A 20,418-nucleotide genomic window follows, 5' to 3' on the forward strand; every position below is an offset into this window, starting at 1 on the left:
GTAGATCTGCGTGGTCGAGATATCGGCATGGCCTAGAAGTTGCTGAACGGCTCTGAGATCGGCGCCGTTCTGCAGGAGATGGCTGGCAAAAGCATGGCGAAGCACATGTGGCGAGATTTTGGCCGCGGTTATCCCGGAACGCGCGGCCAACCCCTTGAGATCGCGGGCGAAAACCTGTCGGGAAAGATGCCCGCTGTCGGACGAGGCCGGGAACAGGAACGGGCTTTCGGCAAAGGCCGGGCGCTCGGCCCTCGCCGCAAGCCAGGCGCGCATGGCGGTTCGCGCCTTGGTCGAAAGCGGCACCATGCGCTCCTTGTCGCCCTTGCCGCGCACCATGAAGAAGCGGTCGTCGCGCAGCGCCACCGTCACCGGCAGGCCAACCAATTCGGAGACGCGCAGGCCCGTGGCGTAGAGCACCTCGACCAGCGCGTGCAGGCGCAACGCCGCCAACCTGTCGCCGTCCGATCCGGCTTCGCCGGCTTCCAGGGCCGCCCGGTCGAGCAGGCGGCCGGTCTCGGCCTCGCTCATCGTCTTCGGCAACGGCCGACCCTTGCGCGGGCTGTCCAGCGTGCCGGTCGGGTCGTCGCCGCGCAGGCCTTCCGCGTAGAGGAATTTGAAGAACTGGCGGATCGCCGACAATTTGCGCGCCTGCGAGGTCGGCGCGAAGCCGCGCGCGGCGATGTCGTCGAGATAGGCGCGGATGTCGGCAGGTCCGGCGCCCGCCAGTCCGCCACCGATGGCTTCGGAGGCGTCTTCCAGGTCGCGGCGGTAGGAGGAAAGCGTATTTTCGGCCGCGCCGCGTTCGGCGCTCATCATCTCCAGGAAGGCTTCGATACGGGCCGCGCTTTTCATCTGGCCGGGATCAATTCTTCTTCGGATTGAGCTTCTCGGCAGGAATTCGAATACTCATTTCCGCCTTTTTCGGCTCCACGAACATCGCCAATGCGAACATCGCGCCATAGGCAATGCCTGCAAGAACGGCCAGCGTCACGACAAACCGAAACAAAGTCGGCATTCAAATTTTCGCCCGTCTTCTTGTTCTGCGTTTCCGAAGCCCTGTGCCCTTATGAGACGCCAATCCGGCCAATTCAAGGACGAACAATTCCGGTGAACAGAAGGTTTTGCCGGGAAGCCTCGCGCCCGTTTGTCCGGCCGTGCTTGACGCAAACAGGCTTTTGATGTCGAAACGGCGCAAAGAGGCCCCGATGAACGCTCTGCCACCCAATTCGACGGACGAAGGCCGCGCCGCGCTGATCGAAGCGCTCGGCAGCCGCTCGATCGTCTTCGTCGGTCTGATGGGCGCCGGAAAGACCGCGATCGGCCGCAAAGTGGCGACGATGCTGTCGCTGCCCTTCATGGACAGCGACCAGGAGATCGAAAGCGTCTCGCGCATGACGGTGCCGGAGCTGTTCGAGCGCTATGGCGAGCCGGAATTCCGCGCGCTGGAGCAGCGGGTGATCCTGCGGCTGCTGGAGAACGGCCCGCAAGTGCTGTCGACCGGCGGCGGCGCCTTCATGAACGTGCAGACGCGCGAGGCGATTTCCGCGCATGGCGTATCGGTCTGGCTGAAGGCCGATCTGGACCTGTTGATGGAGCGCGTCTCCAAGAAGCAGAACCGGCCGCTGCTCAAGAATCCCGATCCGCGCGGTGTGCTGGAGCGGCTGATGGGCGAGCGTTACCCGGTTTACGCCACCGCCGACCTGACCGTGCCGACCCGCGACGACCGCAAGGAGATCATTGCCGGCGAAGTCGTCGCGGTGCTCTGCACCCATCTCGGCGTCGACGCGATCGCGACAGGCGCTACAAGCGCCACAACCCACGAGGTCCAGTCGTGAGCGATGCCGAACCGGTGAAGGTCGAGGTCGGGCTCGGCGATCGCGCCTATGACATATTGATCGGCTCCGGGCTGCTGGCGCGCTCCGGCGAGGAGATCGCGCGCCGGCTTCCCGGCACCCGCGCGGCCATCGTCACCGACGAGAACGTCGCCGCCGCGCATCTCGACACGCTGAAGGCGGGGTTGGAGAAAGGCGGCATCCAGTCCGCCGTCATCGCGCTGCCCGCCGGCGAAAAGACCAAGAGCTTTGCCCATCTCGAAGAGGTTGTCGACGGCGTCCTCGCCGCAAAGCTCGAACGCCGCGACCTGGTGATCGCGCTCGGCGGCGGCGTCATCGGCGACCTTGCAGGCTTTGCTTCCGGCATCGTGCGGCGCGGCATGAATTTCGTGCAGATCCCGACCTCGCTCCTGGCGCAGGTCGATTCCTCCGTCGGCGGCAAGACCGGCATCAACAGCGCCCGCGGCAAGAACCTTGTCGGCGTCTTCCACCAGCCCAGGCTGGTGCTCGCCGACACCCAGGTGCTCGACACGCTGCCGATCCGAGAGTTCCGCGCCGGCTATGCCGAGCTCGCCAAATACGGGCTGATCGACCGCCCGGCCTTCTTCGCCTGGCTTGAGCAGAACTGGGGGCAAATCTTTGCCGGCGGTCCGGCGCGGGTCGAGGCGATCGCCGAGGCCTGCCGCGCCAAGGCAGACGTCGTCGCCCGTGACGAGTTCGAGACCGGCGACCGGGCGCTGCTCAATCTTGGCCACACGTTCGGCCATGCGCTGGAAGCGGCCACGCGCTATGACGGGGCGCGCCTCGTCCATGGTGAGGGTGTGGCCATCGGCATGGCGCTGGCGCATCGCTTCTCGGCGCGCCTCAACCTGGCGAGCCCGGACGACGCGGAGCGCGTCGAAGCGCATCTTCGCACCGTCGGACTGCCCTGGCGCATAGCCGATATTCCGGGCGCGCTGCCGGATGCCGAGGCGCTGCTCGGCTTCATCACCCAGGACAAGAAAGTGTCGCGCGGCGCGCTGACCTTCATCCTGACGCGCGGCATCGGCCAGGCTTTCATCGCCAAGGACGTGCCGCCGTCGGAAGTGCTGTCCTTCCTCAAGACGAGCCATCCCAAAGGGTTCAAGACGGGCCAATCCGGAAGGCTCAAAGCGAGCCATCCCGAACGGTCCAAGAGGAGCCGTTCCGAATGATCGACGCCGGCTGGATCGCCGCCGCCGTCCTCGCCGTCATCCTGCTTTCGGCGCTTCTGTTGCGCACTCGGCTGCTTGCCGCTTTCGGCTATGCGCTGCGGCCGCTCGAACCGCCGCAGCGGTCCGAGCGCAGCGGCAAGGATCAAGACAGCGAGGATCCCCGTCGCGATGGCGAGGCTGCCCGCGAGGAGCGCAATCGGCTTGAGGGTCTCTTCGACCTCGATGAGCTCGAAGTGTCGGACGTCATGGTCCACCGCACCAATATGCGCTCGGTCAATGCCGACGATGCGCCCGAAGCGGTCGTGCGCGAGATCCTGCAGAGCCCGCACACCCGAATGCCGCTGTGGAAGGGCTCGCTCGACAACATCGTCGGCGTGTTGCACGCGAAAGATCTGCTGAGAGCTCTCAACGAGGTCGGCAACGATTTTTCGCGGATCGACGTCATGAAGATCGCGGCGAAGCCCTGGTTCGTGCCGGATACCACCACCTTGCAGGAGCAGCTCAACGCCTTCCTGCGGCGCAAGGCGCATTTCGCCATCGTCGTCGACGAGTATGGCGAGGTCGAAGGGCTGGTGACGCTGGAAGACATCATCGAGGAGATCGTCGGCGAGATCGCCGACGAGCACGATGTCGACATGCAGGGCGTGAAGAAAGAGGCGGACGGCTCCGTGGTCGTCGACGGCACAGTGCCGATTCGTGACTTGAACCGCGCGCTCGACTGGGACCTGCCCGACGAGGAAGCCACGACGATCGCCGGCCTCGTCATTCATGAGACGCAGTCGATCCCGGAGGAGAAGCAGGCCTTCACCTTCCACGGCAAGCGCTTCGTGGTGATGAAGCGCGACAAGAACCGCATTGCGAGGTTGAGGATACGTCCCGCCAGCGAAGGCTAGTTCACCAACATAGAAATCTTGACTGGTCGGCGATGTCGCGTTGGCAGGTGGTATGCCTTGGAGATTGGCCGAAACGGTCCGGCCTCGTCATCCTCGGGTCTGCGCGACGCCGCTTCGCGGCTGCTTCGCCCAGGGATGACGAGGTTGGGAGGTTTCAGCCAATTCCCGACGTCTGCGCTGATTTCACCGAAGCGAACGGTGAAAATCTTGGCGCCCGACAACCCTGCAACCTTTCAAAATCCCTACGCCGAAGAAACCAGGCGTCTCAGAGACCCGGCTTCATTGTTCCTTGGTCCAAAGCTCACTGAGCATCGCGCCAGTGCCGGCATCGACTGCCGCCATGCTGACATCGTAGCCCCAGAGGTTGCGGACATGGCGCAGCGTCGCGTCGCGGCTCTGGCCCTCGAGCATGACGCCATCCTTGACCGTGTGCTGGAGCCGCAGATGCCGGTCGCCGAGCAGGTCGACGTCAACCACCTGGATGTCAGGACGGTTGGCGCCGATATCGTAGCTTTGCGCCAACGCCGACCGTACCTTGCCATAGCCGCGCTCATTGTGGATCGAGGCCACCTCGTAGTGCGGCTCGTCGGCACCGTCGGCCAGCACGAAGAGCCGCCATTTGCGGATCAGCGTTGGGCTCAGATACTGGCGGATGAAGGATTCGTCGCGATGGTTGGCCCAGGCGTCGAGCAACGTGTCGCGCCAGTCGCCGCGGCCGGCGATGTCGGGAAACCAGTCGCGGTCCTCGGCGGTCGGCGCGGTCGAGATGCGCTGGATGTCCTGCATCATGTCGAGACCCAGCGCGTAGGGATTGATGCCGGAAAAGCGCGGATCGTCATAGGCCGGCTGGAAGATGACGTTCGAGTGGTTGCGCAGGATTTCGAGCATGGCGCCTTCATTGATGCGGCCATGGTCGAACAGCGTGTTCATGAGCGTGTAATGCACGAAGGTGGCGCAACCTTCGTTCATCACCTGGGTTTGCCGCTGCGGGTAGAAATATTGCGCGATGACACGCACGATCCTGACGATCTCGCGCTGCCAGGGCTCAAGCACCAGGCTGTTCTTCTCGAGGAAATAGAGCAGGTTTTCCTCCGGCAGATTGAGTGATTTCTTTCGCTCGGCCGCGTCGTCGTCATCGGCTGTTTTGGTGTCGCCGCTCTCTTGCGAAGGCGGCAGTGTCCGCCAGAGATCGTTGAACGAACGCTCCTCGTATTCCAAGCGCTCGCGCAGCCCTTCGCGCTGCTGCTCGGACGATAGCCTCGGCGGCCGATGATAGCGGAACACACCCTGCTCCATCAGCGCGTGGGCCGAATCCAGGATCGCCTCCACTGCCGCCAGGCCATGCCGCTCCTCGCACCGGGCTATGTAGCTCTTGGCAAAATCCAGATAGCTCAGGATGCCGCCGGCGTCCGTCCATTGCCGGAAAAGGTGATTGTTCTTGAAGAAATGATTGTGCCCGAGCGCGGCATGGGCGGTCACCAAGGCCTGCAGGGCCATGGTGTTTTCCTCCATGAGGTAGACGATGCAGGGGTTGGAGTTGATGACAATCTCGTAGGCCAGACCGCGAGCGCCCTTGCGGTAGAGAAGCTCGTCGTGAAGAAAACGTTTGCCGAACGACCAGTGCCGGTACATCAGCGGCATGCCGATCGACGAATAGGCGTCGAGCATCTGCTCGGAGGAAATGATTTCCATCTGCACCGGGTAGATGTCGAGGCGAAGCTCTTCGCGGCCGATCGCTTCGATCTCGTCATAGACCCGGGACAGCTTGTTGAAATCCCAGTCGGACCCGGAAAACAGCAGTTCGGACTTGCGCGCCTGGCTGACCATTGCCGAAGCCCTCAAGCGCTCTTGCGCAGGCCGGGCTGCCTGGCGAAGAGCTCGCGGAAGACCGGATATATGTCGGCCGGCGCGGCAATGCGCCTCATCTGGAAGTTCGGCCATTTGCCGTCGACGGCATTGTAGGCGCGCCAGAGCGACGTGCCGTTCTCGGTCGAGCCGAAAATGTGGCTTTCCCGCTCATCGATGATCTCCACATAGGCGAAATACTGGCAAAGCTGCATGAGTTTGCGGTCGAGCAGTTCTATGCAGCGCTCGGAGTCGGTGGCGAAATTGTCGCCGTCGGAGGCCTGGGCGGCGTAGATGTTCCATTCAGAGGCCGGATATCGCTCTTCGATGATGCGATGCATCTCCTCGAGCGCCGTGGAAACGACGGTGCCGCCGCTTTGCGTGTGGTAGAAGAACGTGTGCTCGTCCACCTCCTTGGCCTCGTGGGTGTGGCGAATGAAGACGATCTCGGTGCGCTCGTATCGTCGCGTCAGGAACAGATGCAGCAGCACGAAGAAGCGTTTGGCCAGATCCTTCTCTCGCTCGCCCATCGATCCGGAGACGTCCATCAGGCAGAACATCACGGCACTGGCATTCGGCCGCGGCTGAGGGTCGAAGCGATTGAAGCGGATGTCGACCGGATCGACATAGGCAATCCGCCTGCGCCGGCGCTCCAGCCGATCGAGCTCTTCGCGCAGAGCCTCGATGCGTTCGCGTGTCTTGGCATCCGGCGACCTGGATTCCAGCTCGGCGATCTGCCGGGCGATGGCGTCCACGTCAGCCTGCTTCGGACGCCTGAGCGCGATGCGGCGCCCGTGGCTGTTTCGCATCGTGCGCCCGACATTGATGTTGGTCGGCGCGCCGCTTGCCGCGAAGCCCGCCCGCCTCGGCTTGAAGCTGAGTATCTGCTTTAGACTGAGCTTGACCAGATCCGGCAGTTCGAGGTCCTCGAAGAAAAGGTCGAGCACTTCCTCGCGGGACAGCACGAAGCGGAAGTCGTCTTCGGATTCCGTGGTCCCTGGAGCCGAGCCGTAGCCTCCGCCGCCGCCAGGCTTGTCGATAAGATCGCCAGGGCTGAACGTCCGGTTGCCGGGCAGGATGTGCTGGCGCCGGCCGCTTTCCTTGTCGTCGCCGAAGGTCGGTTCGCCGGTGCCCTTGCGAGGCATCGGCACGGCGTGCTCGCGGTCGAGTTCGGCGATGCCGCCGGCGCGGACCTTGTCGCGGATGCTGCGCTTGAGCTCTTCGCGGGCGCGCCGGAGGAAGCGCTGGCGATTGCCAAGGCTTTTGTCCTTCGGGTTCAGGCGGCGGTCGATGAAGATCGGCATGGAACCGTCCCGGCTTTGCTCAACCCGCCTTGTTCACGCGCATGTACCAGTCGACCAGCCTGCGCACCTGCCGCTGGGTATAGCCGCGTTCCACCATGCGCTGCACGAATTCGTTGTGCCGTTTCTCCGTGACACTGTCCTGCTTGGAGCCGAAGCTGATCACCGGCAGCAGGTCCTCGACCTGGCCGAACATGCGCTTCTCGATGACCTCGCGAAGCTTTTCGTAGCTCGTCCAGGATGGGTTGCGGCCATGGTTGCGCGCCCGGGCACGCAAGGTGAATTTGACCACTTCGTTGCGGAAGTCCTTGGGATTGGCGATGCCGGCCGGCTTCTCGACCTGCGACAACTCCTTGTCCAGGATCTCGCGGTTGAGGATCTGGCCGGTGTCGGGGTCCTTGTAGTCCTGATCCTCGATCCAGGCATCGGCATAGGCGATGTAACGGTCGAAGAGGTTCTGACCGTACTCGCTGTAGGATTCCAGATAGGCCTTCTGGATCTCGTGACCGATGAATTCGGCATAACGCGCCGCGAGTTCCGACTTGATGAATTCGAGATAGGCGGCCTCCGTTTCCTTCGGGAATTGCTCGCGCTTGATCGCCTCCTCGAGGATGTACATCAGGTGCACGGGATCGGCCGCCACCTCCTTGGTGTCGTAGTTGAACGTCTGCGACAGGATCTTGAAGGCGAAGCGCGTGCTGACTCCGTTCATGCCTTCGTCGACGCCGGCGGCGTCGCGATATTCCTGGACCGACTTCGCCTTCGGATCGACCTCCTTGAGATTCTCGCCGTCATAGGCGCGCATCTTGGTGTAGAGCGGCGAGTTCTCATGTTCGGCAAGGCGGGTCGAGACGGTGAAACGGCTGAGAATGTCCAGCACCTCTGGCGCGCAGGGACTGCTTGCCAATTCGCTTTCGCGCAACAGCTTCTCGTAGATGTGCCTTTCCTCGGTGATGCGCAGGCAATAGGGAACCTTGACCACGAGGATGCGGTCGAGGAAGGCCTCGTTGTTCTTGTTGTTCTTGAACTGCTGCCATTCCGATTCGTTGGAATGGGCAACGACGATGCCCTGATAGGGGAACGCGCCGAAATTCTCGGTGCCGTTGTAGCTGCCTTCCTGGGTTGCCGTCAGCAAGGGGTGCAGGACCTTGATGGGCGCCTTGAACATCTCGACGAATTCGAGCAGCCCTTGCGTGGTCCGGTTGAGGCCGCCGCTGTAGGAATAGGCGTCCGGGTCGGACTGGCTGAAGTGCTCCAACTGCCTGATGTCGACCTTGCCGACCAACGCCGAGACGTCCTGGTTGTTCTCGTCGCCGGGCTCGGTCTTGGCGATGGAGATCTGGCGCAGCCGCGACGGCATCAGCTTGACGACGCTGAATTTGGAGATGTCGCCCGAGAGTTCGTCGAGGCGCTTGGCCGCCCAGGGCGAAATCAGTCCGTTCAGGCGGCGGCGGGCGATGCCGTATTTATCCTCCAGCAGATCGCCCATGCGGTCGGGATGGAAAAGGCCGAGCGGCGATTCGAAGACCGGGCTGATCTTGTTGCCGACCTTGAGCGTGTAGATCGGGCGCTCCTCCATCAGCTTCTTCAGCCGTTCGGCCAGCGAGGATTTGCCGCCGCCGACCGGACCGAGGAGATAGAGGATCTGCTTGCGCTCCTCGAGGCCCTGCGAGGCGTAGCGGAAATATCCGGCGATGCGCTCGATCGTGTCCTCCATTCCGTAGAAATCGGAGAAGGAGGGATAGACCTTGACGGTGCGGTTGGAAAAAATGCGGCCGAGCCGCTCGTCCTTGCTGGTGTCGATCAGGTTCGGCTCGCCGATTGCCGCAACCATGCGTTCGGGCGCCGAGGCGTACATGGATTTGTCCTCGCGGCAGGCTAGCAGGTATTGCTGAAGGCTGATCTCCTCCTGAGCCGCGTTGGAATAAATCTCCGAAAACAGATCGAAGACGTCTGATTGATTCTCGCGCATGATGCTTCGCCTCGGAGCCGACAGGCTGCCAGTCGGCTCATCGCTTCATCAACTGCCGGAAAGCATTATGGTTCCCTTCATCTGAAGGGGGCGCACCGCACTCCGACATCGGCCCTCGGAGTTCCCGACTCGGCCGAAAATGCTCGCCTAACAGCATACGTGGTGATTGCCGGCGGACCGTCAAGGACCGGATTTGTTTTCGCACCGAAAGTTGTCATTTTTGGTCCGTAAACGAGGTGCGTGGCAAGAGTCCGTGCGCCGTCGCCGCAACCTGACTGGAGATGACGATGATCAATCGGCGCAGGCTCATCGCGGCATCGCTGGCGGCACTGTTGCCGCCAAGTGCGTCGGCCGCCGGGCGTCCGGGCCAGCCGGAACCGCAAACTCTCGACTACGGTCCGGCCAAGCTCGATGTCCATGCAGGCGACGACGCGAACAAGCTGCCGGTGGTCTTCTTCGTCCATGGCGGCGCCTGGCGGTTCGGCAACCGCGGCCAGGTCGGCGCCAAGCCGGGCTTCCTGCTCGCCAATGGCTTCGTTTTCGTCTCGATCGATTACCGCATGCTGCCGCAAGCGGATGTCGCCACCCAGGCCGGCGATGTCGAAAAGGCCTACGCCTATGTGCGCGCCAACATCGCCCGGCATGGCGGCGATCCGGACCGCATCGTCGGCATGGGTCATTCGGCCGGCTGCCATCTGATTGCGCTGACCGGCATGCGCGGCGGATTGCCCGGTATCGCCGCGCTGATCCTCGACGACACCAGGGCCTATGATCTTGCCGCGCTTTCCAGGAATGGCGGTATGGTTCGGGCTTATGCGCGTGCCTTCTCCGACCCGGCACAGTGGGCGGCGCTGTCGCCGGCGAGCTATGTCGACGGCAGGAAACATCCGCCGACCTTCATCGCCTATTCGCGGGCATCCGGGCGAGGCGAAGAATCGAAAGCTTTCGCGGAACGCCTGCGCGCCACCGGCACCAAGGTCACGCTGTTCGACGGCAGCGCCTATACACATATGTCGATCAACCGCGATTTCGGCGAGGACGGCGATGCCTTGACCGCGGCCGTGCTGGCCTTCCTCAAGGCGACCGTCGGCTGACTACCAGCGCGTCTTCTCGCCGGGCGCGGCCGGCTCGATCGCCAGCGCATGCACGCCGGCTTTCAATTCGTCGGCGAGCAGTTCGTTGACGGCGCGATGGCGCTCGACGCGACCCATGCCGGCAAAGGCGGCAGAGACGATGCGGACGCGGAAATGTGTTTCGCCGGCGCCGTCGAACGTCGCATGGTGGCCTGACTCGACATGGTGATGGCCGGCGTGAAGGTGGCTTTCGTTGATGACGGCGAGCCTTTCGGGCGAAAACGCCGCCTTCAGCTTGTTTTCCATCGTCGACTGTATGGACATCTCGGATTCCCTTCCCCACTTGACGGCATAGCCGCAAATTGTCGACGGCATAGCCGCAACTCATCTGCGGTACAGCCGCAAAATCTTGAATTTCGACCGCTTTTAAGCCGCGATTCAGCGGTTAGGGCGATCATCGGCGAAATGTCAATTCTTGTTTCGCACGTGCGAACAGCCCATAAATGGGTGAGATGAAAGCGTATCCCAAATATTTCGAGAAAATTCGAATCCGGCCGGAGAAGGACGCAGAGCTTAAGTCGCGCGCGCCGATCTGCCAGTGGGATGGCTGCAACGAGGCGGGAACGCATCGCGCGCCGGTCGGGCGCCTCAAGGAGGGCGAGTATTTCCGCTTCTGCTTCGACCATGTGCGCGAATACAACAAGGGCTTCAACTACTTCTCCGGCGTTTCGGACACTGAGATCGCCCGCTTCCAGAAGGAGGCGCTGACCGGCCACAGGCCGACTTGGCGCATGGGTGCCAATGTCGGCGGAACGCGCTCGGCGCCGGATTTCGCGCAGCAGCGTTCGGGCCGCGCCGGCTACCACAACCGCATGCGCGATCCGTTCAATCTGTTCGGTTCAGGCGCGCGCGAGCCGCGCGAGCGCAAGGCAAAGCCGCTTGAGGCCAAGGCGCTGGAAACGCTTGGCCTTGATACAAAGGCGACTGGTCAGGACATCAAGGCACGCTATAAGGAACTCGTTAAGCGCCACCATCCGGATGCGAATGGCGGCGACAGGGGTTCGGAAGACCGGTTCCGCGATGTGCTGCAGGCATATCGCGTGCTCAAGCAAGCAGGATTGTGCTGAGCGGCCCTACGGTCCCATGTCGTTTTCCAACTTTCATAAGGTTGGAAAAGGCTCTAAGACCGCCCCCGGACAAAATCGATTGCCGGCGAAACGCGGCGTTTCGCCCGTGGAGACGTTGATAGAGATGAACAAGGTCGATCGCGACATCGCCAACCTGCCCGACACGACGGTGTCGGTGAAGGAGAAATTCGGTTTCGATTCCAAGATGGTCGTGCCCGCCTATTCGGCGGCGACCGAACATGTGCCGGACATCGACCCGGATTATCTGTTCGACAAAGCGACGACATTGGCGATCCTCGCCGGCTTTGCCTACAACCGCCGCGTCATGGTGTCGGGCTATCACGGCACTGGCAAGTCGACGCATATCGAGCAGGTGGCGGCGCGGCTCAACTGGCCTTGCGTGCGCGTCAACCTCGACAGCCATGTCAGCCGTATCGACCTCGTCGGCAAGGACGCCATCGTCGTCAAGGAAGGCCTGCAGGTCACCGAATTTCGCGACGGCATCCTGCCTTGGGCCTATCAGCACAATGTCGCGCTCTGCTTCGACGAATACGATGCCGGCCGCCCGGACGTGATGTTCGTCATCCAGCGCGTGCTGGAATCGTCGGGCCGGCTGACGCTGCTCGACCAGAGCCGGGTCATCCGCCCGCATCCGGCCTTCCGGCTGTTCGCCACCGCCAACACGGTCGGCCTTGGCGACACCACCGGCCTCTATCACGGCACGCAGCAGATCAACCAGGCGCAGATGGATCGCTGGTCGATCGTCACCACGCTCAATTACCTGCCGCACGACAACGAGGTGAACATCGTGCTGGCCAAGGCCAAGCACTATCGCGACAGCAAAGGCAAGGACATCGTCAACAAGATGGTGCGCGTCGCCGACATGACGCGCTCGGCCTTCATCAATGGCGACCTGTCCACCGTGATGAGCCCGCGTACCGTCATCACCTGGGCCGAAAACGCCGAGATCTTCGGCGACATCGGCATGGCGTTCCGGCTGACCTTCCTCAACAAGTGCGACGAGCTGGAGCGTTCGGTGGTGGCCGAGTTCTACCAGCGCGCCTTCGGCGAGGATCTGCCGGAGAGCGCCGCCAACGTGGTGCTGGGCTAGACGCGCAGCCGAAAGGCCTCCAGCCTTTCGGCATCAATCGCGCAGGGAATGATCATGGCGGGTCCGGGCGACAACACGCGCAACAAGCCGAAGAACGGGTCTGAAGCCGACAGCTTCAAGCGCGCCGTCACCGTGTGCATGCGGGCCGTCGCTGGCGACAAGGACCTCGAGGTCGGCTTCGCCAAGGACCGGCCCGCTCTGGCCGGCAACCGCGCCCGTCTGCCGGAACTGCCCAAGAAGGCTTCGCGCAACGACATCGCGATCACCCGCGGGCTGGGCGATTCCATGGCGCTGAAGCGCGCCTGCCACGATCAGCGCGTCCACAACAAACTGGCGCCGGAAGGCAAGCTGGCGCGGTCTATCTTCGACGCGGTCGAACAGGCGCGCGTCGAGGCGATCGGCAGCCGCGCCATGCAGGGCGTGGCCGACAATATCGGCTCGATGCTCGAGGACAAATACGCCAAGGCGAACCTCGTCGACGTCAGGGACAAGGCGGACGCGCCGCTCGAGGAAGCGATTGCGCTGATGGTGCGCGAAAAGCTCACCGGACGTCCCGTGCCGAAGAGCGGCGAGCGGCTGGTCGATCTGTGGCGTCCCTGGATCGAGGAGAAGGCGAGCGGCGACCTCGACGGCCTGTCGGCCAAGCTCGAGGACCAGCAGGCCTTTGCCCGCGTCGTGCGCGACATGCTGGTTTCCATGGAAATGGCCGAGGAACTCGGCGACGACCAGGAAACCGACGACTCGGAGGAAAACGAAGAGAACGAGCAGCAGGGCGAGGAACAGAGCGAGGAAGGCGGCGAGGAGGATTCAGGTTCCGAGCAGTCGCAGTCTGAAGATGCCGAAGCTTCCGCGGACGAGGAAGAATCGGCCGAGACGGAAGCGACCGACGCCACCTCCGACGACCTTTCCGACGAGGACGATTCCGACGCCGAGACGCCGGGCGAGGCCAAGCGCAACGACAATCCGTTCCTGAACCTGCCGAAAGAGATCGACTACAAGGTGTTCACCACCGCCTTCGACGAGACGGTGGGCGCCGAGGACCTGTGCGAGGAAGAGGAGCTCGACCGGCTGCGCGCCTTCCTCGACAAGCAGCTCGCCAATCTCTCCGGCGTCGTCGGGCGGCTCGCCAACCGGCTGCAGCGCCGGCTGATGGCGCAGCAGAACCGCTCCTGGGATTTCGACTTGGAGGAGGGCTATCTCGATCCGGCCCGGTTGGTCCGCGTCGTCATCGATCCGATGCAGCCGCTCTCCTTCAAGCAGGAGCGCGACACGAAATTCCGCGACACCGTCGTGTCGCTGGTGCTCGACAATTCGGGCTCGATGCGCGGCCGGCCGATCACGGTCGCCGCGACCTGCGCCGACATTCTGGCGCGCACGCTGGAGCGCTGCGGCGTTTCGGTGGAGATCCTCGGCTTCACCACCCGCGCCTGGAAAGGCGGACAGGCGCGCGAGAGATGGCTGAAGGACGGCAAGCCGCCGAACCCCGGCCGCCTCAACGATCTGCGCCACATCATCTACAAATCCGCCGACCATCCGTGGCGGCGCGCGCGACGCAATCTCGGGCTGATGATGCGCGAGGGCCTGCTCAAGGAAAACATCGATGGCGAGGCGCTGCTTTGGGCGCATAACCGGCTCATCGGCCGGCCCGAGCAGCGCAAGATCCTGATGATGATTTCGGACGGCGCGCCGGTCGACGATTCCACGCTCTCGGTCAATCCGGGCAATTATCTGGAGCGGCATCTGCGGGCGGTCATCGAGCTGATCGAGACGCGCTCGCCGGTCGAGCTGCTCGCGATCGGTATCGGCCACGACGTCACGCGCTATTATCGCCGCGCCGTCACCATCGTCGATGCCGAGGAACTGGCCGGCGCCATGACCGAGCAGCTCGCCTCGCTGTTTGGCGAGGAAAGCGCGCGCGACACGCGGCGCGGCGGATTGCGGCGCGCCGGATGATCTTTTCGGGGCGGCGCGCGCGGCGGGCGCTTTTCGCCTGCGTGCTGGGCTGCGCCTTGCCGGCAATTGCCGCGTCGGGCGCTTCCGCCGAGACGGTCGAGATTTCGGCGCAGCCGATCAGCCAGTTCCATGTCGGCCACGACGAGACGCGGTTCGGGCCACTCGAATTCGTCGGCGGACTGGAGATGACGTCGCCGGCACGCGATTTCGGCGCGCTGTCGGCCTTTCGCTTCCTGAAGCCGGGCAGCGACTTCATCGGTGTCGCCGACACCGGCTTCTGGTTCTTCGGCGCGATCACGCATGGCGCCGACAGGCGCCCATCGGGCATTTCTAATTTCCGCATGCAGCAGATGGTCGACGCTTCGGGCCAGCCGACCGACCGGAAGTGGGAGGTCGACGCGGAAGGGCTCGCGGTCAAGGACGGTATCGCCACCGTCAGCTTCGAGCGCGATCAGCGCGTCGCTCAGTTCAAGATCGATCCCCACGGTATGAAGGCGCCGATCCGGCAGCTCGATTACCTGGTCCCCGCCAAGGAGCTGCGCCAGAATCGCGGCTTCGAGACCGCCACCCACGCCCACCCTTATGGGCAGCACGCGGGAGGCCTGGTCGTGGTCTCGGAGAGGAGCCTCGACGAAGCCGGCAACGTCTACGCCGCCATCATCGAGGGGCCGCATAAGGGCGTCTTCACCGTCAGGCGCGACGGCGAATTCGACATAACCGACGGCGCCTTCCTGCCGGATGGCGATCTGCTGCTTCTGGAGCGCAGCTTCTCGCTCGCGCGCGGGGTGAAGATGCGGCTGCGGCGCATCTATGGCGAAAGCGTCGAGAAGGGCGCGGTCGCCGACGGGCCGGTGCTGATGGAGGCCGACATGGGCTACCAGATCGACAATATGGAAGGGCTCGACGTCTGGACCCGCGACGACGGCGCGCTGATGGTGTCGCTGATCTCCGACGACAACCATTCGATCCTGCAGCGCAACCTCTATTTGGAGTTCATCCTGCACCAGGACTGAGCAGGACCGGCTGGCAAGGAACCGGCCGCCCTGGACTTGCTCTAGATCGTAATGGCGTTTCGTTGAATCGCCGTCACGATCTAACTCCTTGTTGGAGCATGATCTTTCTCCGAAAACCGGTTCCCACTTTTCGGGATCATGCTCTAGCGGCCGACGTGGCGGACTTCGTTCATAAAGAAATTGGCCGCGCGCTTGCTTCGGTTGCGAATCTTGAGCGTCGCGGTGTTGTCCACGAAATAGGTGTGAAGGATGCTGTCGCGGGTGCGGACCTCCGGCCCGACGGTATCGACCGCGTGCCAGGTGTCGGTGCCGACCGCAAAGGCGTAGCCGGTGTTCGGGGAAAACGACATCCGGTGCGAATTCTCAAAACGCCCGTCCGGCTTGCGCTCGGCGAAGCGGGTGCCGATGTGGTTGATCGAGTCGTCCTCCGGCAGGTAGAACTGGACCGTGATGCCCTTCCATTTCGTGTCGGTGTGGAAACCGATCTTGTAGCCTGCCACGTCGCGCGTCAGCATCGGCACCGGATACATGCCGACCTTCATGAAATCCGAGCCGAACCGGCGTTCCAGGCCCGGGGCCAGGCGGCGCATGAATGCGTCCCTCAGTTGCGGCGCATGCAGTGCCTTTCCGACCAGGGACCAGATTGCCCTTTTCTCGTCCGGCAGGTGACGGATGTATTCGGGGTAGAGGTCGATCTTGATCCGCGTTGCGGTTCCATCAGTCTTGATGTTCACATTGTTGCGCCCCTTGAGCGCACGATATTCGCGCGCTTCGGGCATGGCGGCGCGCATGCGCAGATAGAGGTCCGCCGGAAAAACATCCGTCATCTCAAGATGCCAGAAAGGCTTTTCCACAAACGTGGCGCGGTCCACGGCGCCCACCATGTGGGAGACAACGTGCTGCAGCGTTTGTTTGGCTGGTGCTGGCGCCACCGCGCCGTCTATGGCCGCCATGGATACTCTTCCCCCAATCTAAAGCCCCGAATCCAAATTTCCTGAATACATATATCGCCGCCCCGGCGAAATGCTAACCAAAGCACAGGCTGCATTGCAATGATCCACGGGACTGACTTCAATCGCGCTTCTCTAAATCACGAAGGGATGTTGCATCAGCGCGAAACGAGCGCGTTGCGAGGAGCGCGGTCGACGATGCTGACATGGCCGCAGGCCGATATTCAACGGACCTTGTAGATCTCGATCGGCTTTCCCGCGGTAGACTGGTCCAGCTCCAGCCATGCCGGCAGGTCGCCCCGCAGCAGTGCCGCGGCAAGGCCCTTCGGTGCGTCCAGGCCCAGCGATATCTCTTCCGTGTTGCCGCGGCAGATCGCGACCAGCCCCACATGCTCGCGCTCGATGACGGCGCGCGCGGCGTCCGGCGTTCCCATGAAAGCGTCGAGCATGGCAAGGTTACCGCCGACATTGCGGTGGTAAGGGCCGGCCAGCGCCCGGTGGCGGGTGAACATCAGTATTCCCGAGCCGAGATTGGACGATGCAAGCACCGTCGTCGCCGGCATGGCGGCAAGATCGTGGAAGTCGCTTGGCTTGCCGCAGGTCACGGCGTGATCGGGATCGGAATTGATCCGCTGCGGCGCCTTCTGGACCACGGACTGCGCCGCCACCGCGACCCCGGCCCAGGTCGCGTTGAGTGAGACCAGCCACGCCATGACGATGCCGCTGGAAAGGCGCCATGAAGGCGCGGCGTCCGCCCGCAGGCGGATTTTCGCAATCCAGGCCGAGAGCGGCAATACGGCGATGGCGACGGAAAAGGTCGAGCCGCGCACCTGCCAGAGGCTGACGCCGAAGGCGACGACAAGCAGGATGGCGGCGAGCATCTCCTCGCGGCGCAGGCGACGCGTCCGGAGTTGAAAGCCGATCAGCAGGATGGCGATGAAGGGCGTCACATAGCGCGCCGCCATCAGCTTCGGCTGGTGGACGGCGACGCTCCAGAAGGGCTGTGCTTCGACCACGTCGGCCAGCCAATAGGTGCGGATACGCTCGTCCATGCCCGCATAGGGCGACGCCAGGCATTGCGGGAAGAACAGCATCGCGGCGGCCGCGACCACCACCGCCAGCGCCAGCGCGGAGCCGAGGCGCGCCCGGGTTGTCGGTCCGGTCAATGCAGCGGCGATCGCCAGGCCGAAGCCGGACAGCGCCGCTACCGCGAACTGGAAGGACGAGAAGGCGTCGCATTGGGCCACGCCCCAGTCGGCTGGCCGGATCGTCGCCACGAAGACCAGCGAGGCGATGCCGGCAAATCCGAGGCCGAAGCCTCGTGCCGTGACGCGCTCCTTGTCGTCGAGGGTGAACAGCACAGCGGCACAGATGCCGAGCACCGCCACATAGGGGGCGGTCTCCATGCCGACAGCCAGCGTCAGGCCGGCGCAAATGCCCGACAGAAGGGCCGCGGGCCGCCAGGAGGGCGCTTCCATCAGGAGCCAGAGGCTGGTCGCCGTCAGCAACAACTGGACATTGTGATGATCGATCACGCCCGGGCTGTAGATCACCAGGAAGAAAAGGCCCGCCGTCGACAGGATGAGCGCCGGCATCGCCACATTCGCGCCGGCGAAGCGCTGCGAGGCGCGCATCAGCACGAATATGGTCAGCCCATAGAGCAGGGTCGGCCAGATAATCTGCGCGGCGCGTTCGGCGGTGGCGGTGCTGGCGCCGAGCGCATCGAAGGCCATGATGATCAGCGCGAGCGGCGTGTCCACCAGCCGCGACCAGTGCATGACGAAGCCGCCCGAGGCGCCCATCCTGTATTGATGGAGGTCGAACCAGCCCTGGCCGCCGAGCAGGTCGCGGACCTCGACCAGCCGCAGCATGCTGTCATTGTCGGCACCGTAGTTGGCAAGGGTGGGGAAGCCGGAAACCGCGTTGATCGTCAGCACCACCAGCGTGGCGCACAACGCAAGCAGGAGATCGTTTTTCCAACCGGTGCCTGGCACGGTCATGCTGGTCGCAATGCCTTGGAGAATTTTCGCGATCCTGCATCATCGGGCGTAACAAAGCGTAAAGCCGCCGCGGCTGTTGCTGAAAGCGTCAGGCCTGGTTGGTAGCAATCCAGATGACGTGGCGGGCGCCACGCTTGCCGTTGGCCCGCGTGTTGATCTCCTCGACCGCGAAGCCGGCCTGTTTCAGCCGCCGGGTGAAGCCGCCGTCCGGTCCCTGCGACCAGACCGCTAGCACGCCGCCGGGCTTCAATGCGGCCCGCGCCGCGGCCAGGCCGGCCGCACTGTAGAGTGTGTCATTGCCTTGGTAGACGATGCCTTCGGGACCATTGTCGACGTCGAGCAGGATGGCGTCCCAGGCGGTTGTCTCCGCCCTTATCAGCTGGCCGACATCGGCCTCGCGAAGGGTGACGCGCGGGTCGTCGAGGCAGCCGTCGAATATCCTGGACATGGGGCCCCGCGCCCAGACGACGACCGCGGGAACCAGTTCGGCGACGGTGACGGCGGCGTCGCGATCGAGCGCGGCGAGGGCGGCGCGCAAGGTGAAGCCCATGCCGAGCCCGCCGATGAGAATGCCTGGCCGCTTGGCGTCGGCGATCCGCTCGCAGGAAAGCCTGGCGAGCGCCTCCTCGGAGCCGCTGAGGCGGCTGTTCATCAACTCGTTGGTGCCGAGCATGATCGAGAATTCAGCCCCGCGCCGCTTCAGGCGAAGTTCCTGCGCGCCATCAGGCGTGCGGGCGGAATCGAGTTGAACCCAGGGGATCACGGTCTCTCTTTTGGTTTGAGCATAAGCTTTTCCAAAAACCGGGTCCCAGTTTTTGGGATCATGCTCTCTCTTTTTGTTTGGAGCATGATCATTTCCAAAAACCCAGTCCAACTTTTTGGGATCATGCTCCGACCGCGACCGCCGGCTGGCTCCAGCGCGCGGCGAGCAGCCGATAGGGGATCAGCGCCACGACGGCGATGACCAGCTTGACCGAAAGGTCGCCAAGCGCCCAGGACACCCAGCGCATCGTCTCGACCGGCAGCACGCCCATCAGCGGCGCGGTCTCCAGCGCGAAGCTATCATTGGGGCCGGCAAAGGCGAAGGCGGCGGAGAAGGCGACGCCGAAGAAGACGACGGTGTCGAACACCGAGCCGACCAGCGTGCCGACGACAGGCGCGCGCCACCAACTTTGCCGGCGCAGCCGGTTGAAGACGGTGACGTCGAGCAATTGCGCGGTGAGGAAGGCGGCACCCGAGGCGGCCGCGATGCGCACCAGCCGGTCGGCGGCGGTCTCGAACTCGATCAGGCCGTGGCGGAACAGGAAAGGCGGGATCAGGATCGAGCAGGTCACCGCCGTCATGAAGCCGACGAACACCACCTTGCGCGCCACGGCCGGACCGTAGCGGCGGTTGGCGAGGTCGGTGACCAGGAACGAGAAAGGATAGGTGAAGGCGCCCCAGGTGAGCACGTCCGTCAGCGACAGGCCGCCGACCTGGCCCTGCATCGGGAACTGGACAAGGATGTTGGAGGCCACGACGACAAGCGCCATGGCAGCCACGAAGGGCAAATATCGCGTCAGGAAATTCATTTTTTTATCCTGGGTAATGGAACCAGCCGAGCGTCATGCCGACGCCCGCTCTTGTTTCGAGCGCCGGTCTGGCCGGGGCTCGAGGCGGTCGTCCCCCGCCTGAAAGCAGCTTTAAGCGGCCGACTGCTCGGCAAGCTTCTTGGCGATCTGCTTCTTGAGCAGACGCGCGCGCTGCGACAATTCCTTGACGTCGGCCTTGGCCAGGAAGGCGTCGAGGCCGCCGCGGTGCTCGACCGAACGCAGCGCGTTGGCCGAAATGCGCAGGCGAACATTCTGGTTCAGCGCTTCGGAAATAAGCGTCACATTGACCAGGTTCGGCAGGAAGCGACGCTTGGTCTTGTTGTTGGCGTGGCTCACATTGTTGCCGGTCTGGACTGCCTTGGCAGTGAGTTCGCAGGTGCGGGACATTTGTCTAACCTTCAGTTTCTAAACCTGCCAAACCATTCTGCCCGCGCCGGGCGGCGCGCGGTCTCGGTCAGGCGGCCTTTGGAAAAGTTGGCGTTCCATAGTGGCATTTCACCACTGCGTCAAGCTCCGGCACGCGGCCCGTCGTCAGGCGCGCTCCATATAAAGGCCGGATTTCA

General features: G+C 63.6%; 19 protein-coding genes. 8 read left to right on the plus strand and 11 right to left on the minus strand.

Annotated elements, in window-relative coordinates; translation table 11 throughout:
- Both FJW10_RS16595 and FJW10_RS16600 read right to left on the minus strand, forming a co-directional pair.
- Positions 1-852: site-specific tyrosine recombinase XerD (locus tag FJW10_RS16595; RefSeq protein WP_140900914.1), on the minus strand; the 852-nt coding region annotated here is incomplete at its 3' end.
- 10 nt (positions 853-862) lie between these two features.
- On the minus strand, positions 863-1,015 hold the full coding sequence (locus FJW10_RS16600) for a hypothetical protein (RefSeq protein WP_042643428.1): 153 nt from the start codon (positions 1,013-1,015) through the stop codon (positions 863-865).
- A gap of 190 nt (positions 1,016-1,205) precedes the next feature.
- Between FJW10_RS16600 and FJW10_RS16605 the strand changes: the two genes are divergently transcribed.
- The 3 genes from FJW10_RS16605 to FJW10_RS16615 are packed head-to-tail and all read left to right on the plus strand — an operon-like array spanning position 1,206 to position 3,918.
- Positions 1,206-1,835, plus strand: coding sequence for a shikimate kinase (locus FJW10_RS16605; RefSeq protein WP_140835128.1), 630 nt, complete (start codon positions 1,206-1,208; stop codon positions 1,833-1,835).
- A complete protein-coding gene (gene aroB, locus FJW10_RS16610; protein WP_140900915.1) occupies positions 1,832-3,025 on the plus strand; it encodes a 3-dehydroquinate synthase in 1,194 nt (397 codons plus the stop codon). Before FJW10_RS16605 ends, aroB begins: the two co-directional genes overlap by 4 nt.
- Complete coding sequence (locus tag FJW10_RS16615; RefSeq protein WP_140900916.1) at positions 3,022-3,918, plus strand: transporter associated domain-containing protein; 897 nt, start codon at positions 3,022-3,024, stop codon at positions 3,916-3,918. Before aroB ends, FJW10_RS16615 begins: the two co-directional genes overlap by 4 nt.
- Before the next feature lie 279 nt (positions 3,919-4,197).
- On the opposite strand, the gene FJW10_RS16620 is transcribed toward FJW10_RS16615, so the two are convergent.
- Genes FJW10_RS16620 through FJW10_RS16630 form a run of 3 tightly spaced genes read right to left on the minus strand, consistent with a single transcriptional unit; the run spans position 4,198 to position 9,036 of the window.
- Positions 4,198-5,745: a SpoVR family protein gene (locus FJW10_RS16620; protein WP_140901037.1), complete on the minus strand. Its 1,548-nt coding sequence runs from the start codon at positions 5,743-5,745 to the stop codon at positions 4,198-4,200.
- Positions 5,746-5,756: 11 nt separating this feature from the next.
- On the minus strand, positions 5,757-7,067 hold the full coding sequence (locus tag FJW10_RS16625; RefSeq protein WP_140835132.1) for a YeaH/YhbH family protein: 1,311 nt from the start codon (positions 7,065-7,067) through the stop codon (positions 5,757-5,759).
- A gap of 19 nt (positions 7,068-7,086) precedes the next feature.
- Complete coding sequence (locus tag FJW10_RS16630; RefSeq protein WP_140835133.1) at positions 7,087-9,036, minus strand: PrkA family serine protein kinase; 1,950 nt, start codon at positions 9,034-9,036, stop codon at positions 7,087-7,089.
- 287 nt (positions 9,037-9,323) lie between these two features.
- Between FJW10_RS16630 and FJW10_RS16635 the strand changes: the two genes are divergently transcribed.
- Positions 9,324-10,130 carry an alpha/beta hydrolase gene (locus tag FJW10_RS16635; protein ID WP_140900917.1) on the plus strand — a complete coding sequence of 269 codons (807 nt, stop codon included), beginning with the start codon at positions 9,324-9,326 and terminating at the stop codon, positions 10,128-10,130.
- Here the strand turns inward: FJW10_RS16635 and FJW10_RS16640 are convergent, their stop codons facing one another.
- Positions 10,131-10,433 (minus strand): BolA family protein, encoded by a 303-nt coding sequence (locus FJW10_RS16640; protein ID WP_140900918.1) that lies wholly within the window; start codon positions 10,431-10,433, stop codon positions 10,131-10,133. It lies immediately after the preceding gene.
- Positions 10,434-10,612: 179 nt separating this feature from the next.
- Here FJW10_RS16640 and FJW10_RS16645 point away from each other — a divergent pair, with 179 nt between their 5' ends.
- The 4 genes from FJW10_RS16645 (at position 10,613) to FJW10_RS16660 (ending at position 15,313) form a co-directional block, all read left to right on the plus strand.
- Positions 10,613-11,236, plus strand: a complete 624-nt coding sequence (locus FJW10_RS16645; RefSeq protein WP_140659654.1) for a J domain-containing protein — start codon at positions 10,613-10,615, stop codon at positions 11,234-11,236.
- A 124-nt stretch (positions 11,237-11,360) separates the two neighbouring features.
- Positions 11,361-12,347: a cobaltochelatase subunit CobS gene (cobS, locus tag FJW10_RS16650; RefSeq protein WP_140633012.1), complete on the plus strand. Its 987-nt coding sequence runs from the start codon at positions 11,361-11,363 to the stop codon at positions 12,345-12,347.
- A gap of 54 nt (positions 12,348-12,401) precedes the next feature.
- Positions 12,402-14,300: a cobaltochelatase subunit CobT gene (gene cobT / locus FJW10_RS16655; protein ID WP_140900919.1), complete on the plus strand. Its 1,899-nt coding sequence runs from the start codon at positions 12,402-12,404 to the stop codon at positions 14,298-14,300.
- The gene (locus FJW10_RS16660) at positions 14,297-15,313 is read left to right on the plus strand and encodes an esterase-like activity of phytase family protein (RefSeq protein WP_140900920.1); all 1,017 of its coding nucleotides are present in this window, start codon (positions 14,297-14,299) and stop codon (positions 15,311-15,313) included. The genes cobT and FJW10_RS16660 overlap by 4 nt, the downstream gene beginning before the upstream one ends.
- A gap of 143 nt (positions 15,314-15,456) precedes the next feature.
- Here FJW10_RS16660 and FJW10_RS16665 read toward each other — a convergent pair whose 3' ends face one another.
- From FJW10_RS16665 to rpmB, 5 genes are all read right to left on the minus strand, one after another.
- Positions 15,457-16,266 carry a hypothetical protein gene (locus tag FJW10_RS16665; protein WP_140900921.1) on the minus strand — a complete coding sequence of 270 codons (810 nt, stop codon included), beginning with the start codon at positions 16,264-16,266 and terminating at the stop codon, positions 15,457-15,459.
- A 221-nt stretch (positions 16,267-16,487) separates the two neighbouring features.
- Complete coding sequence (locus FJW10_RS16670) at positions 16,488-18,263, minus strand: GtrA family protein (RefSeq protein ID WP_140900922.1); 1,776 nt, start codon at positions 18,261-18,263, stop codon at positions 16,488-16,490.
- Between the two features lie 88 nt (positions 18,264-18,351).
- Positions 18,352-19,026 (minus strand): hypothetical protein, encoded by a 675-nt coding sequence (locus FJW10_RS16675; protein ID WP_140900923.1) that lies wholly within the window; start codon positions 19,024-19,026, stop codon positions 18,352-18,354.
- A 121-nt stretch (positions 19,027-19,147) separates the two neighbouring features.
- On the minus strand, positions 19,148-19,834 hold the full coding sequence (locus FJW10_RS16680; RefSeq protein WP_140900924.1) for a queuosine precursor transporter: 687 nt from the start codon (positions 19,832-19,834) through the stop codon (positions 19,148-19,150).
- Between the two features lie 111 nt (positions 19,835-19,945).
- Complete coding sequence (gene rpmB / locus FJW10_RS16685) at positions 19,946-20,242, minus strand: 50S ribosomal protein L28 (RefSeq protein WP_095767449.1); 297 nt, start codon at positions 20,240-20,242, stop codon at positions 19,946-19,948.
- Positions 20,243-20,418: the final 176 nt, after the last annotated feature.

This window comes from Mesorhizobium sp. B4-1-1 (assembly GCF_006439375.1).
Taxonomy (GTDB): domain Bacteria; phylum Pseudomonadota; class Alphaproteobacteria; order Rhizobiales; family Rhizobiaceae; genus Mesorhizobium.

Excerpts from the sequence above, each read along its gene's own strand:
- FJW10_RS16640 (WP_140900918.1), bottom strand. The coding sequence starts at position 10,433 with ATGTCCATACAGTCGACGATGGAAAACAAGCTGAAGGCGGCGTTTTCG.
- FJW10_RS16615 (WP_140900916.1), top strand. The coding sequence starts at position 3,022 with ATGATCGACGCCGGCTGGATCGCCGCCGCCGTCCTCGCCGTCATCCTG.
- cobS (WP_140633012.1), top strand. The coding sequence starts at position 11,361 with ATGAACAAGGTCGATCGCGACATCGCCAACCTGCCCGACACGACGGTG.
- FJW10_RS16605 (WP_140835128.1), top strand. The coding sequence starts at position 1,206 with ATGAACGCTCTGCCACCCAATTCGACGGACGAAGGCCGCGCCGCGCTG.
- FJW10_RS16645 (WP_140659654.1), top strand. The coding sequence starts at position 10,613 with ATGGGTGAGATGAAAGCGTATCCCAAATATTTCGAGAAAATTCGAATC.
- cobT (WP_140900919.1), top strand. The coding sequence starts at position 12,402 with ATGGCGGGTCCGGGCGACAACACGCGCAACAAGCCGAAGAACGGGTCT.
- FJW10_RS16630 (WP_140835133.1), bottom strand. The coding sequence starts at position 9,036 with ATGCGCGAGAATCAATCAGACGTCTTCGATCTGTTTTCGGAGATTTAT.
- FJW10_RS16680 (WP_140900924.1), bottom strand. The coding sequence starts at position 19,834 with ATGAATTTCCTGACGCGATATTTGCCCTTCGTGGCTGCCATGGCGCTT.
- FJW10_RS16660 (WP_140900920.1), top strand. The coding sequence starts at position 14,297 with ATGATCTTTTCGGGGCGGCGCGCGCGGCGGGCGCTTTTCGCCTGCGTG.
- FJW10_RS16600 (WP_042643428.1), bottom strand. The coding sequence starts at position 1,015 with ATGCCGACTTTGTTTCGGTTTGTCGTGACGCTGGCCGTTCTTGCAGGC.
- FJW10_RS16625 (WP_140835132.1), bottom strand. The coding sequence starts at position 7,067 with ATGCCGATCTTCATCGACCGCCGCCTGAACCCGAAGGACAAAAGCCTT.
- rpmB (WP_095767449.1), bottom strand. The coding sequence starts at position 20,242 with ATGTCCCGCACCTGCGAACTCACTGCCAAGGCAGTCCAGACCGGCAAC.
- FJW10_RS16620 (WP_140901037.1), bottom strand. The coding sequence starts at position 5,745 with ATGGTCAGCCAGGCGCGCAAGTCCGAACTGCTGTTTTCCGGGTCCGAC.
- FJW10_RS16665 (WP_140900921.1), bottom strand. The coding sequence starts at position 16,266 with ATGGCGGCCATAGACGGCGCGGTGGCGCCAGCACCAGCCAAACAAACG.
- FJW10_RS16670 (WP_140900922.1), bottom strand. The coding sequence starts at position 18,263 with ATGACCGTGCCAGGCACCGGTTGGAAAAACGATCTCCTGCTTGCGTTG.
- FJW10_RS16635 (WP_140900917.1), top strand. The coding sequence starts at position 9,324 with ATGATCAATCGGCGCAGGCTCATCGCGGCATCGCTGGCGGCACTGTTG.